Here is a 13,324-nt window from a genome sequence, read left to right on the forward strand (position 1 = left end):
CTCTTCCGCGGTACCCCCTAGAAAGGAGCCCTACGGCCGAGGTTTTTGGCATTTGACATTGTGCACGCTGTTGAGTTCTCAAGGATCGGACGCACTCGACTTCAAACCCCACAGGGGCTGTCGCTTCGAGGCAACTTACATAACTTAGCTGCCCGGCCACACCCTGTCAAATCACGGAAAGCAGCCGATTCCGAGTGCGCCAAAGCGACTCGGACAACCACCCACCAGACCAAACACGCAGCCGGAGAGAGTTACCATCTTAGGCCTCCCCCACACCCACCTGAGACAGGAACAAGCATGAGACGAAGCGAAAAACTGTGGTTCCACATGAGGCCGGGAAGCTCTGCGGCTTTCCGCACCTGTGGGGTACGTTTGAATACATTACGGCCGACACACCAGGCCGTCAAAACCAGCAACCGCCCGGGCGTGTCACGCCCCAACGGGGCGGAAACACGGCTTCCGTGCAGCCGGGACGGCACCCTATTTCAGCACAGCGGCAGTGCCGCTCGGGGCAAGAGTCTCGGCCTCGTCGTTCTTCACTTCGGCGGAAACCGAGTCATCCGCAACGGGGTGGGCGGCGCCCCTGTCCCCGCGGTACTTCCACAGGCCGATGCCGACCACGACGCCCGCAAGCAGGAGGGACATCAGGAGTTCCATGCGGGTGCGTTCGAGAATGGCCATGCCCGCGAGCAGTGCAACGATGGCGCCGATAGCCAGCCAGGTCAGGTAGGGGAAGGCCCACATCTTCAGGCTCAGGCGACTGGCGGCATCCGTGCCCATGCGCCGTCGCAGGATCAGCTGCGACACGGCGATGACGAGCCAGACGAGAAGCGCGATCGCGCCAGAGGTGTTGACGAGGAGAAGGAAGACCGTGTCGGGCGCGATGTAGTTCAGACCCACCGTGATGAACCCGACGACGGTGGAAGACAAGACGGCGGCGCGCGGCACGCCGCGGACGGAGATTTTCGACCACGCCGGGGGTGCGTCCCCGCGTTCCGACAGGGAGAAAAGCATGCGGCTCGCGGTGTAGAGACCCGAGTTCAGGCAGGAGAGCACACTGGTAAGCACGATGATGTCCATGATCGTGCCGGCCCCGGGGATTCCGTAGAGCTCGATCACAGCGACATAGGGACTCTTGGCCACGGAAGCGCTGTTCCACGGAAGCAGCGTGACGACGACGGCGATGGATCCGATGTAGAAGACGAGGATGCGCCAGACGGTGGATTTGACAGCCTTCTTGACCGCGTCGACCGGGTTCTCGGACTCGCCGGCAGCGATCGTGGCGATTTCGGCGCCGAAGAACGAGAAAACGACCACGAGCACGCCGCCGAGGACGGCGCCGCTACCGCTGGGGAAGAACCCACCGTTGCCGGTGAGGTTGCTCAGGCCGGGGGCCGCGACCCCGGGCATCAACCCGAGGACGGCCACGACGCCGAGCAGCAGGAAGACGGCGATGGCCGCCACCTTGATCGACGCGAACCAGAACTCGAATTCACCGAACATTTTCACGGAGGCGACATTGGTGCCCGTGAGGAGCACCATCAGTAGGAGTGCCCAGACCCACTGGTCGACCTCCGGCACCCAGCGGTGCACGATGGCGGCGCCGGCCGTGGCCTCGATGCCGAGGACGATGATCCAGAACCAGGCGTACAACCAGCCGATGCTCAGCCCCGCCCAGCGACCGAGGGCTTTGTCGGCGTAGGTAGAGAACGAACCGGTTTCTGGATGCGCCGCCGCCATTTCGCCCAGCATCCGCATGACCAGGATAACAAGCAGTCCCGCGGCCGAGTAGGCCACGAGGATGCCCGGCCCGGCCTGCTGGATGGCAGCTCCGGACCCGACGAAAAGGCCGGCTCCGATCACGCCGGCGATTGCGATCATCGAGAGGTGTCGCGGTTTCAGGGACTTGGACAGCTGCTGGCCTCCCCCGCCCTTTTTTGCGGCAGTGCGGTCTGTGTCTGTCTCGTTGGCCATGTCACTCCAGTTTCAGTGGGATGCTGCCACCCCGACGGTGGGGCCGACTGCTATCCATTGGTGCTTCGTGAGTCAGCGTATGACCGGCGATTACCGGCGCCGAAATCAACCCGCGGGTGGAAACGTGCTTGTAACGTGCGATTAATCGGCGGGCATGAGTGCGAGGACTTCGTCGCGGATGCGCACCATCACCTCAGGGGTCCCGGCCTCCACGGTGAGTCGCAGCTCGGGCCGCACCTGCTTCTGTTGCTGCTGCGGCGCTCGCTCCGGCTCGGTGCGCGATGGGCGCACGTTAAACCACCAGAACGGTTCGTCGACGCTCGTGAGGCCGATGACCGTAAGGCCGTCGATCTCCTCGAAGTCGGCGGAACCCGTGTAGGCGTCGACGACGCGCGCGTAGACCCCGGGCAGGTCGTCGACGGCCATGCTGATCTCGCCGGAATGGGCGTAGGGCATGGCATCCGCCGCCAGCGCCGACAACGGGCGGGGCTGGAATCCGAGCTCCGCCAGAACGTGCAGGGCCGCGAGCAGACCGCTGTCGGCGCACCAGAACTGCGGGAAGTAGTAGTCGCCGGAGTACCCGAACCCGAACACTGCCCCGGTGGCCCGCAACTCGGCCCGCATCAGGGATCCGCCGACCGAGGTGGGGACCGCGGCCGCACCGGCCGCCTCGATCGTCTCCGCCACGAAGCGGGAGACGTTGAGGTCGTGCAGAACCACCACATCCCGGCCAGGGTCCTCAATCCGCGCGCTCGCGATGGCGCGCCGGGCGAGCACGGCGCCGATCGCGGACGAGGGCACGACGCACCCGGTCTCGTCGACCACCACGCAGCGGCCGCCGTCGGCGTCGAAGCCGAGCCCGAGGTCGGCCTCGTGCTGGATCACGGCATTCCGCAAATCGGTGAGGGTGGCCGGGTCGGCAGGGTCGATGGTGTGCGGCGGGAGGTCCGGGCCCTGATCGAAGAAGAGCGGGACGATGGTGAGGGCTGCTGCGCGCGGTGTTTCGGCGGGGTCCGCCGCCGCGGAGGCGCCGCCGGCCGGGTCTCCGGCAGCTTCGCGGACATCGTCGCCGAAAACGTAGGGCACCGTGACGGCGGCGGCGCCGCGGCCGGCGTCGACCACGACGGTGAGCGGGCGGATGCCGGTGAGCCCGACGAGCGCGCGCAGCCCGGCCGCGTAGTCGGGCAGCAGGTCGAACTCGCGGCGGCGGCCGGGTGTCGCCACCGGGGCCGGCCCGGCGGCCAGATAGCCGACGGCGCGGTCACGAATGGCGCCGAGACCGTGGTCGTGCCCGATCTCTTGGGCACCCGCCCGAAGCATGGTGAGCGAGGAGGCGGTGATCCGGGCGGCCGGGGCGTTTCGGGCTCCCGAGCCGAATCGAATTTCGTCGGTGGAGCACACGCCGAGGTCGACGACGGTGGCCCCTCGGGCTTCCGCACCCCGGGTGAAGGCGGCCACGAGCTCGCCCGCCTCGCCCCGGCCGTGACCGAGGAGTACCTCGCGGCTCTGCGCACCGACTTCGTCGACGAAGGCAGCGGCGAGGGCAGCCACCAACTGCGCGGTCAACGGTGCGGCAGTCGTGCCGCACACCTCGCCCGGGCCGACGACGGCGCCCAGGCAGGCGGCGGCATCCGTCTGGTCCGTCATTCCGCGGATCCCGACTCGGCGTCCGGCCCGGCGGCCGGCTGTGCGTCCGGCCCGTCGGCCGGCTCGGTCGCCGGCCCGTCGGTGCGGAGGCGCACCAGCTGCCAGCCCTGCGGGGCTGCGGTCAGCCGGGCGTGCCGGGCGCAGAGGTCGAAGGTGTGCGGCTCGCGCTGCACGGCAAGCGGACCGAGGACGGCCATCGCGTCGGCATAGTCGAAAGTGAGAGTCGCGGCGGATTCCTCCGAGCAGGCGACACGGGAGCAGGGCCGGAATGACATTGGCTACAGGATACCCGTCAACGGGTCGAACTAGGATGAGGGCATGTCTCGAGTTCGCCGTTCCGCCGTATCGACGCCGGCCCCCGTTCAGCGCGGGCGAGGTCGGGACCGGCACGGCCGGGGCATCCGCAGCTCGGCGACCGGGCCTTATTTGCCGCCTCTGCAGACGCGCATCGACACCTTCGATATGACCGTGGCGTCAACCGTTGACTACCTCCGCTCGGTCTGGCCGGAGCAGCTGGGTGATGTGAGGTTCGTGGTTGCGGCCGGTCCTTCCTCGGTGCTGCCGGCCATCGGAGTGGAGCGCTGGGCCGTGAACGCCGCGGAGCGTCGCGTGGTCTTCTACCGTTTGCCGATCCAGCGCCTGACGCGGCTGCATCGGAACGACGACCTGCACCGGCGGATGGTGATCGAGAGCTGCGTGTTCCGCGCGATCGCCGAGCTGCTCGGCAAGGACCCGTGGGACCTGGCGCCGGATCGGTTCCGGCACTTCTAAGGTTCCGCTCGCGTCTTTTGCTGGCGGCGGCCGGAGTGCGCTCGGTCGCTTTTTTGTGCCCGGATCCCCGTAATTACGGAGCTTGTGGCCGAAGTTTGCCCCAATTTGAACTAATTCCAAACCGTTTGACGGAGGGGACCGAACCTCATTCAGCACCAAGAACCGCTGAATCCCAACCACAGACCCTAAGGATTTTCTCATGCGCTCATTCACCAAGACCACGCTCAGCCTCGCCACCGCGGGCCTCCTCATCGCCGGCCTCTCCGCCTGCTCGACCACAGCCGATGCGACCGCCCCGGCCGAGAATTCCTCCTCCTCTTCCTCCCCTTCCTCCGAGGGAGCAACCCCCAAGGCCCTCGCTTCGATCCCCGCATTGTCGGGCGTCGACACGTCCGTTCTCCTCGACGCCGACTTCGCTGCGGCGCTGACCAGCCTCGGCCTCACCCCCGGCACCGTGGGCACCGCCACCCTGACCGACGGCAGCCTGCACTTCCCGATCACCGGTGGAAACGTGGACTACTACGACCCCGAAGAGGACTACCGGCCCTTCGTCCAGGGCTCCATCGAGCACGAGGGCTCCGGCTTCTCACTGACCGCCGGCGAGACCACGGTCGAATTGACCAACTTCACGATCGACCCGGGCACCAGCAAGCTGTTCGGTGACGTGAGCGTCAACGGAGAGTCAGCCGCCACTCAGGTCCTCCTCTTCAACCTCTACGGCGGGACCCTGAAGCCGCTCCAGATGGACGGCGATAACGCCATCCTCGAGGGCACCACCGTGCACATCTCGGCTGAGGCCGCCGGCCTGCTCAACGACACGTTCATGACGGATGCTGTCGCTGACCAGCTCCTGGTCGGCATCGCGAAGATCACGGTCGCCACCAAGTAACACCGCTTTTCAGGAAGGGCCCGCTGCGCAGATGCGCAGCGGGCCCTTCCTTGTGTTGCTCGCTGTGGTCGAGACGCTGACCCGGCGGCCCGGCGGCTCGGCGGCCCGGCGGCCCGGTTCTGCCGCCCGCCCGGGGCATCCGGGGCGGCCGCGGTCGCTAACTTCGGGGATTTTCGCAACACGCCGCACACCCAGGCGCCACAACCGGCATTTCGCGAAAATCTCCGCGTTTACGTCACACAGCGGATGCGAGGTGAGGGCCGTGTGACCGATGCCAGCGGCGGACAGTTAAACGGATTGCGCCGTGGCCCCTCTTCTCCTTCACAATATGGGCGTCATCGGGTTATCCACAGAGCGATGACTGGTGCCGATCTGGGGCATGGAATGTCAGTGGATACCCGTAGCGTCTCCCTCATGAAGCCCACTTACAGCGAGAAGTTCGAGGCCCGGGGCGACACTTCGAGGCGATTCAGGCGACGCAGGCGGAGTCCGCCCGAGTCGACGCCCGATTCGCCGCGCAGGTCAATGGAGCCCGCCGGTATTCCGAGATCACGGCCCGGAACGCGACTCGGGGATGCTCCGTGCACCTGCCCGACGGGACGCTGAAGAAGACGTCACCGACCGGGCGCGCCCTCCTCAGCGAACCAGCCACGATCATCCGCCCGGCGGGGCATCCGGCGGAGAAGGAGGAGAAGCCGGAAGAGTAGAAGGTGAAGAAGGCGCGCGAGCCGGATTCGGACGTGCCGGTACCGTTCTGATCGGGCGGAACAGGCGTCGTGCCACCTCGGGGCGGGCGCGGTGGATCGACATGACGACGATGACGACGATAGCCGTGGCGATGGCCACCCGGGTAAGCGGAATCGACGGGACCAGCAAGCGGAGGGTGAGGGCCATCGGCACCAGAAGCCATTCCCAGCGGCCGCTGAGGGCGATGAACGGCAGCAGCAGCAGGGCATACCAGGAGTACCGCGGGCTCAGAATGAGCAGCGCACTGCCGATCATGGCAAGTTGGCCCAGCCAGGGCTGGTCGGGGTCCGTCTTCCAGATCACGAGCACGGCGATGACGAAAAGCAGCACACCGGCAACGATGACGGCCGAGCCGCCCGGGGCGACCAGCGAGAGCAGGGCGAAGCGGGTGCCGTCCTCGTACCCTTCCTCGGAGAGGTAGCCGGGCAGATAGCCGAGCACCCCGATACCGGTGGTCAGCACATACGGCACGTACAGCAGCAGGAAGGTGGCCACGGCGGCCACGGCGACCTTCCACCCCTGGCGCCGCAGCATGGCAGGGGCCGCGAGCACGGGAATCAGCTTGGTCGCGATCGCCGCGCCGAGCGCGATCCCACCGCTCCAATAGCGCCGGCCGGTGACCAGGAACACCGCGCTCAACGTGAAGACGACGCCGAGCATGTCGATGTGGGAATTCGTGACCGCTTCCGTGGCCACGAGCGGACACCAGGCCCAAAGCGCGGCGAACCGCTGGTCGATGCCGCGGCGGCGCATCCCGACCAGCAGCATCACCGTGGTGCCGACGCTGAGCAGGAGGCCCGTCAGTTGCAGGGGCCAGTACTCCGCATTCGGCCCGGTGACCGCCCGGACGCCGGCGAAGAAGATCTCGGCGGCCGGCGGATAGATCGTGGGCACTCCGGTGCGGTTCAGTGCCGAACAGAGAATCTCGTCGGACTCGCTTTTCAGCGCCGTCTGGATGCGTTCGCCGACGCACACGAGATCGCCGGCCGCGGTCAGCTCTGGAGCCGGAAACAACCAGTCGGGGCGCAGGGCGTCGAGCCGATCGTCGGCCGGCGTGTAGGCATACGGCGAAATGCCCGCGGTGGCGACGATGCCGTCCCAGGCGTAGCGCGCGGAGTCCGTGCTCGTGTTCGGCGGACCGACCATGGCCGCGGCCCCGATCCCGACCGAACCCGCCAGGATCAGCACGACCACGGCCCGGCCCCGCACCCCGCGCAGCAGAACCACGGCGAGCGCGAAAAGCAGCCACAGCCCGCTGGTGCAGATGACCAGAGGCACCGTGTCGCGTCCCGGCTTGAACAGGTCATACGCGAGCACGCTGAAGGCCGTCAGGGCCGCACTGGCGGCAAGGAGGAGGGAGACAACGGCGATACGCACCCTGCCATCCTGACGGAACCCGGGCATTCGGGCCCAACCGTCCCGGTGCGCGTCACCGGACCGTAAGGATTGCGCCGCCTCTCCGGGCACCCCGGATGATGCAATGGAACCATGAGACGAATGATGTACGAGGCCCAGCGCGCGCTGGCCTCCCCGGTGCGCAATCCCCGGCTGGCGGTCGTGATCGGCCGGCTGCTCGGCGCCGCGTTCATCGTCTGCTTCGGCACCGGCCTGTACAGCCATTTCCTGCAGGAGCCGCTGCCGTGGATGCGGTTCCCGACCCGGCCCGCGTCGCTCTACCAGATCACCCAGGGCACGCACATCGTGGCCGGCATCGCATGCTTCCCGCTGCTGCTGGCCAAGCTCTACATCGTCTTCCCCGACCTGTTCCAGTGGCCGCCGGTGAAATCGTTCCTACACCTGCTCGAACGCGCGTCGATCGCCCTCTTCGTGGGCGCATCCCTGGTGCAGATCACCATCGGCCTGATCAACACCTACCAGTGGTACCCGTGGCCCTTTCCCTTCCGCGAGGTGCACTACGCCCTCGGCTGGGTGTTGGTGGGACTGCTGGTACTGCACATCGGCATCAAGCTGCCGATCATCACACGGTTCTGGAACGGGCGCGCCGCTGCCGAGCACGAGGCAACGGATGCCGCGAGCGACGTTGAGTCACCGGCCGACGTCGAGGCGGTGCGGCTCTGGGGCAGCGGACGTCCGTCCGGTGTGACGGGCCGGTTGATCGCCTGGATCGACGCCACGCCCCCGTTCGTGAGCGAGACGAAGACCGTGAGCGAGACGACGACCGTGAGTCGCCGGGGCTTCCTCACCACCGTCGGAATCGCCTGCGCCGCCGTGGTGGGGCTGACCGCCGGCCAGACCTTTGCGCCTCTGGACGCGGTGAACGTGTTCGGTCCGCGCAAGAAGGGCGTCGGCCCGCAGGGCCTCCCGGTGAACCGCACGGCCGAGGAGGCAAAGGTCACCGCGTCGGCCGTCGCCGCCGGCTGGGTGCTCACCCTCGCTGCCGGTGGCGTGGAGCGCAGCTTCAGCCGCGCCGAGCTCGAGGCCCTGCCGCAGACCGAGGTGGAACTGCCGATCGCCTGCGTCGAGGGCTGGAGCCAACTGGCGCTCTGGCGCGGGGTTCGCCTGTCGGAACTGGCCGACCTGGTCGGCGCCGACACCGGCGCATCCTTTCGCCTGATCAGTCTCGAAGAGCGCGGCAGCTTCAAGAAGACCGAGATGGGACCGGAATACGTGCGGGACCCGCTGACCCTGGTGGCGCTCGAGCTGAACGGCGAGACGCTCGACCTGCAGCACGGTTACCCGGCACGCATGATCGCCCCGGGACGGCCCGGAGTGCTGCAAACCAAATGGCTGAGCCGGATCGAGGCGATCACCGCATGAACACCGCAGGTATGACAACAGCACGCGCGACCACCGCGCTCCCCCACGCCGGCGACCGACGGATGCGCGCAGCCCGCACCACGCTGATCCTGCTCGGCACGTCCGGGCTCCTCTTCGGCCTCTACGTTCTGTTCGACACAGTGCGGATCACCCGACTGCCCGGGGTGGCGCTCTGGATCGGCGCGGCGATCGTGCTGCACGACGCCGTGCTGGCGCCCCTGGTCTTCTTCTGCGGCCTTCTGCTGCGCCGCGCGGGGCGCCGCGTCACGGGCACGATCGTGCTGGTCGTGCAGGCCGCCATCGTGGTCGGCTCGATCATGACGCTGATCGTGGTGCCCGCGATCGTCGCCCGGTCGCTCACCTCGAACAATCCGAGCATCCTTCCGCTCGACTACGGTCGGAACCTCGCTCTGTTCTGGGTGGCCGTCGCCCTGGTCGCGACGGTCTGGTCGGTCGTGCTCTACGCTCGCAGCAGGCGCGCAAACCAGCGGCCGTCCAGCCGCCAGTCCTGAGCCACGACCAGACCGGTCGCTCCGGCACGGTCGCGGAGGCCGTTAATGCCGATTTCCGCCCAGGGGAACACGGCGCTGCGGCTCCCGGTTGAATCCTCGATGGTGCCGAGGTAGCTGTCGTCCCGGGCCGGGTCGTGGCTGAGTTCGACCAGGAGAACGCCGTCCGGCGCCAGCAGGTCGGCGCAGCGCGTGAGCAGAACGGATGCGTCGCCGCCGATTCCGATGTTGCCGTCGACGAGCAGCGCGGCCGCCCAGCCACCCTCCAGCGGCAGAGGGTCGAAGACGCTGCCCTGCAACACGTCGAGGCCGGCGTCTGCGGCCATGCGCACGGCGGTCGCCGACACGTCGAGGCCGAGCGCGGTCAGCCCCAGCCCCATGGCGGCCCGCACCATGCGGCCGGGGCCGCAGCCGATGTCGAGCACCGGGCCGGTGATCCCGTCGAGCAGGCAGAGGTCGGTGTCGTCGGCGTCGGCGCTCCACCGACCGGCGTCGATGGTGGCGTGCTCGCCGGAGGATATCCGGCGCAGGTAGAGCACGTTGTCGGCGTTCCGCAGCGCGGCGGCATAGGGCTCCGCGCCGCCGGCACCGAAGGTGGTCGGTTCGGCCCACTCCCCCTCGAGTTGTGCGGCCAGCAGCGTCATCGGAAATTGTCCGTCGGGCTCGGCGGCATCATGGCGGCCAGAGCCGTGGCGAATCTGCCGGTGGGCGCGATCCCCGCCACCCGGTGGGCGTCTTCGATGGTGTCCACATCGGTGAGGGTAGGCAGCAGGTTCACGCGCAACCCGGCATCCGTCAGCCGTTTCAGCTGCACAGCGCCAGTATCGTCCCGGGACATCGGCACGCCGCGGATCAGGTCGCCGGTCGGGTCGTTCAGGGCGAGCGCCCAGAAGCCGCCGTCGTTCGCGAAGCCGAACCAGGCATCCACGTCATCGGTCCAGTCGGTGAAGACGGGTTCGAGCAGGGCGGGGGTGACCTGCGGGGTGTCCATGCCGACCAGCAGCATGGGACCCTCGCAGGCGTCGAACACGGCCGCGAGCCGCAGGTCGAGGGTGCCCTCCACCTGTGGCAGGATCTCGTAGCCGGCGGCTGCGTTCGGCGCAATCACACCGTCGAAGGCCAGGATGCGGCGGGTCGCGGGCAGGGTGGCGACCGCGGCGAGAGTGTCGTCGAGGCTGGCCGCCGCCAGATCGGCGGCCTGTTCGAGGCTCAGCGGCGGGTGCAGCCGGGTCTTCACCCGACCGGGAAGGCATTCCTTGGCGATCACGACGATGGTCGTCATCGGCGCGTCTCCCGGAGGAGGGCGGACATGTCATTGACCGCGGTCAGGGTGCCGCGCACGGTTCCGGTCACCTTGCTGCGGCCGACCCTGGGCGAATACGTCGTGTCAACCTCGAGGATGCGCCAGTTCGCCGACGCCGCCTTCAAGAACATCTCCAGCGGATACCCGCTGCGGCGGTCCTGGAGATTGAGGTCCAGCACGGATTCGCGGAGCGCGGCGCGCATGGGGCCGAGGTCATGGATGTTCACCCCTGTTATTCGGCGCAGACGCCAGGACAGACTGGAATTGGCGAGGCGCGCGTGCAGCGGCCAGGATTTGGCGGTCGCGGGCCGGCGGCGGCCGAGCACCAGGTCGGCGGATCCGGCCCGCACGGGATCGACCAGGAGCGGCAGTTCGGCCGGGTCCATCGACGCGTCGGCGTCGCAGAAGGCGACAATCGGCGCGGTGGCCGCCAGGAGGCCCGCGTGAGCGGCGGCTCCGAAGCCGCGGCGCGCCTCGTGCACGACCTGGGCGCCGGCCATGGCGGCGATCTCAGCCGATCCGTCGGTCGAGCCGTTGTCGACGACGATGGCCCGATACCCCTCCGGGAGTCGCGACAGCACCCAGGGCAGGGCGTCGGCCTCGTTCAGGCATGGCAGCACGAGGTCCACCTGGAACACAGTCATGGGTCGACACTATGGGGGCCGGCTCCGCCGAAACGGCCAAAGAGATTACGGAGTGAGGAAGAAACGGTGTCGCCTGCTCCGGCCCGGCACACCCGGTGCCTGCCGCTCTATCCTGATTTCGTGCCTCCTTCCCTGCCCCCGGGCGATTTGCGCCCGCTACCGCCTCTCGAGCGCCGCATCCTCGTCGTCGACGACGACCCGACGGTGTCCGAGATCGTCTGCCGGTATCTGCGGGCGTCCGGGTTCGTGGTCGACGAGGCGGCAGACGGCTTGGACGGGCTCGCGAAAGCCGAACAGCTGCGGCCAGACCTGGTCGTGCTCGACCGGATGCTGCCACTCCTGGACGGAATCGAGGTGTGCCGGCGCATCCGCGGGGACTGGGAGATCCCGGTGATCATGTTGACCGCCCTCAACCAGGAGGAGGACCGCATCGACGGCCTCGAGGCCGGCGCCGACGACTACCTGACCAAACCGTTCTCCCCGCGCGAACTCGTGCTGCGGGTGCAGTCGGTGCTGCGCCGGAGCACCGCGCCCGCCGTGCCGGCCGGTCTGGTCTCGGCCGGCGACTTCGCCCTGGACGCGCAGGCGCACGAGGTGCGGCTGCGCGGCGAGCCACTGGTGCTCACCGCGCGGGAATTCGACCTGCTGGCCCACCTGATCAGGCGACCGCACACCGTGCTCAGCCGAGAGGACCTGCTTCGTTCCGTCTGGGGCTGGGAGTTCGGCGACCTGTCCACGGTGACGGTGCACGTGCGCCGGCTGCGGGAGAAGATCGAGGCTGACCCGGCGCAGCCCCGGCTGCTGAACACGGTCTGGGGGGTCGGCTACCGGTTCGACCCGGTTCCGCTGGCTCCCACGGGGCGGCAGTCATGACACCGGATGTGCTCCTCACGGTCTCGCTGTTCACGCTGGCCTGCGCGGTGGTCGTCGGCGGCGCCGGCCTGCTCACCCTGCGCCTGCTTTCCCGCACCTCCCTCGTACTGCAGCTGATGGTGATCGCCCTTGCCACGGTGGTGTCGGTCGTCGGCGGGATGGCGGCGGTCGCCTCGCAGACATACGTCTCCCGGCACGACCTCACGGTCTTCTACTCCGTGGCCAGTGTCGCCGGACTGGTGTCGCTGGCCATGGCCGCGGTGCTCAGCCGTCAGCTCGCCCGGGACAGCCGCTCCCTGCGCTCGGCCGCGGCCAGCATCGAGCGCGGCGAACGGGTCGCGGCGACCGACCGGCACAGCAACAACGAGTTCACGGCGCTGGCCGGGGAGCTGGCCGCGACCGGGGAACACCTCGCCGAATCCCGTGTCCGCGAGAATCAGATCGAGGAGTCACGGCACGAGCTGATCGCCTGGATCTCTCATGACCTGCGCACGCCGCTCGCGGGCATCCGTGCCATGGCCGAAGCCCTCGAGGATGGCATGGTCGAGGACCCGGAACGGTACTACACGCAGATGCGCGGGCAGGTGGACCGGCTCACGGGCATGGTCGACGACCTGTTCGAGCTGTCGAAAATCCACTCCGGCACCCTGCGCCTGAGGCTGCAGCCGGTCTCGCTCTACGACCTGATCAGCGACACCGTCGCCGGACTCTGGCCGATCGCCCAGGCCAAGTCGCTCGACCTGCGATTCGCCGGAGAGAAGGGGCTGACCATCCTCGCGGACCCGCGCGAACTGTCCCGGGTGGTCGGCAACCTCGTCATGAACGCCATCCAGCATTCGCCGGCCGGCAGCTCGATCGTGGTCTCGGTCACGGCCAGCACCGGATCGGGTGCCGGTGCCACCGACCACGCCGTGATCTCGGTAACGGATGCCGCTGGCGGCATCCCCGAGCAGGACCTCAGCCGGGTCTTCGAAGCCGGCTGGCGGGCGAGCGGTCCGCGCACCCCGGTGGCCGAACCGTTGGGCACCGGCGGCGCTGGCCTCGGCCTGGCCATCGTGCAGGGGATCGTGCGGGCGCACCACGGCGAAGTGCGGGTGCGGAACGTGCCCGGCGGGTGCCGGTTCGAGGTGCTGTTGCCGCGGCATCCGATCGCTACGCGCTGATCCGCGCCGGACGCCCCGAACGAATT

At 68.4% G+C, this 13,324-nt stretch carries 13 protein-coding genes; 6 read left to right on the forward strand and 7 right to left on the reverse strand.

All coding sequences use genetic code 11. The features are described 5' to 3' along the window. Window positions 1-480: 480 nt before the first annotated feature. From E3O47_RS10890 to E3O47_RS10900, 3 genes are all read right to left on the reverse strand, one after another. Entirely contained in the window at window positions 481-1,974 is a 1,494-nt protein-coding gene (locus E3O47_RS10890; protein WP_134420499.1) for an amino acid permease, read from the reverse strand. A 141-nt stretch (window positions 1,975-2,115) separates the two neighbouring features. Next, window positions 2,116-3,621, reverse strand: a complete 1,506-nt coding sequence (manB, locus tag E3O47_RS10895; protein WP_134420501.1) for a phosphomannomutase/phosphoglucomutase — start codon at window positions 3,619-3,621, stop codon at window positions 2,116-2,118. Then, the gene (locus tag E3O47_RS10900) at window positions 3,618-3,896 is read right to left on the reverse strand and encodes a DUF3499 family protein (protein ID WP_104099183.1); all 279 of its coding nucleotides are present in this window, start codon (window positions 3,894-3,896) and stop codon (window positions 3,618-3,620) included. Before E3O47_RS10900 ends, manB begins: the two co-directional genes overlap by 4 nt. A 43-nt stretch (window positions 3,897-3,939) precedes the next feature. Between E3O47_RS10900 and E3O47_RS10905 the strand changes: the two genes are divergently transcribed. Together E3O47_RS10905 and E3O47_RS10910 are read left to right on the forward strand one after the other, a co-directional pair. Next, the gene (locus E3O47_RS10905) at window positions 3,940-4,392 is read left to right on the forward strand and encodes a metallopeptidase family protein (protein ID WP_134420503.1); all 453 of its coding nucleotides are present in this window, start codon (window positions 3,940-3,942) and stop codon (window positions 4,390-4,392) included. 199 nt (window positions 4,393-4,591) lie between these two features. After that, entirely contained in the window at window positions 4,592-5,281 is a 690-nt protein-coding gene (locus E3O47_RS10910; protein ID WP_104099185.1) for a hypothetical protein, read from the forward strand. Between the two features lie 654 nt (window positions 5,282-5,935). On the opposite strand, the gene E3O47_RS10915 is transcribed toward E3O47_RS10910, so the two are convergent. Then, window positions 5,936-7,405: a glycosyltransferase family 87 protein gene (locus tag E3O47_RS10915; RefSeq protein WP_134420505.1), complete on the reverse strand. Its 1,470-nt coding sequence runs from the start codon at window positions 7,403-7,405 to the stop codon at window positions 5,936-5,938. 111 nt (window positions 7,406-7,516) lie between these two features. Between E3O47_RS10915 and E3O47_RS10920 the strand changes: the two genes are divergently transcribed. Both E3O47_RS10920 and E3O47_RS10925 read left to right on the forward strand, forming a co-directional pair. Further along, complete coding sequence (locus E3O47_RS10920; RefSeq protein WP_134401193.1) at window positions 7,517-8,806, forward strand: molybdopterin-dependent oxidoreductase; 1,290 nt, start codon at window positions 7,517-7,519, stop codon at window positions 8,804-8,806. 11 nt (window positions 8,807-8,817) lie between these two features. Further along, the gene (locus tag E3O47_RS10925) at window positions 8,818-9,318 is read left to right on the forward strand and encodes a hypothetical protein (RefSeq protein ID WP_104099189.1); all 501 of its coding nucleotides are present in this window, start codon (window positions 8,818-8,820) and stop codon (window positions 9,316-9,318) included. Here E3O47_RS10925 and E3O47_RS10930 read toward each other — a convergent pair. From E3O47_RS10930 to E3O47_RS10940, 3 genes are read right to left on the reverse strand one after another with little or no spacing between them, the layout of a single operon-like run. After that, the gene (locus E3O47_RS10930; protein ID WP_104099190.1) at window positions 9,267-9,959 is read right to left on the reverse strand and encodes a methyltransferase domain-containing protein; all 693 of its coding nucleotides are present in this window, start codon (window positions 9,957-9,959) and stop codon (window positions 9,267-9,269) included. The two genes, E3O47_RS10925 and E3O47_RS10930, sit on opposite strands and share 52 nt — an antisense overlap. After that, a complete protein-coding gene (locus E3O47_RS10935; protein WP_134401194.1) occupies window positions 9,956-10,597 on the reverse strand; it encodes a DUF2064 domain-containing protein in 642 nt (213 codons plus the stop codon). Before E3O47_RS10935 ends, E3O47_RS10930 begins: the two co-directional genes overlap by 4 nt. Then, window positions 10,594-11,262 carry a glycosyltransferase family 2 protein gene (locus E3O47_RS10940; protein WP_104099192.1) on the reverse strand — a complete coding sequence of 223 codons (669 nt, stop codon included), beginning with the start codon at window positions 11,260-11,262 and terminating at the stop codon, window positions 10,594-10,596. Before E3O47_RS10940 ends, E3O47_RS10935 begins: the two co-directional genes overlap by 4 nt. A gap of 120 nt (window positions 11,263-11,382) precedes the next feature. On the opposite strand from E3O47_RS10940, the gene E3O47_RS10945 reads away from it, so the two are divergent. Both E3O47_RS10945 and E3O47_RS10950 read left to right on the forward strand, forming a co-directional pair. Next, window positions 11,383-12,135, forward strand: a complete 753-nt coding sequence (locus tag E3O47_RS10945) for a response regulator transcription factor (RefSeq protein WP_233191092.1) — start codon at window positions 11,383-11,385, stop codon at window positions 12,133-12,135. Then, entirely contained in the window at window positions 12,132-13,298 is a 1,167-nt protein-coding gene (locus E3O47_RS10950; RefSeq protein ID WP_134401195.1) for a HAMP domain-containing sensor histidine kinase, read from the forward strand. Before E3O47_RS10945 ends, E3O47_RS10950 begins: the two co-directional genes overlap by 4 nt. Window positions 13,299-13,324 lie beyond the last annotated feature (26 nt).

The organism is Cryobacterium sp. TMT2-17-1, assembly GCF_004402765.1.
Taxonomy (GTDB): Bacteria; Actinomycetota; Actinomycetes; order Actinomycetales; family Microbacteriaceae; genus Cryobacterium; species Cryobacterium sandaracinum.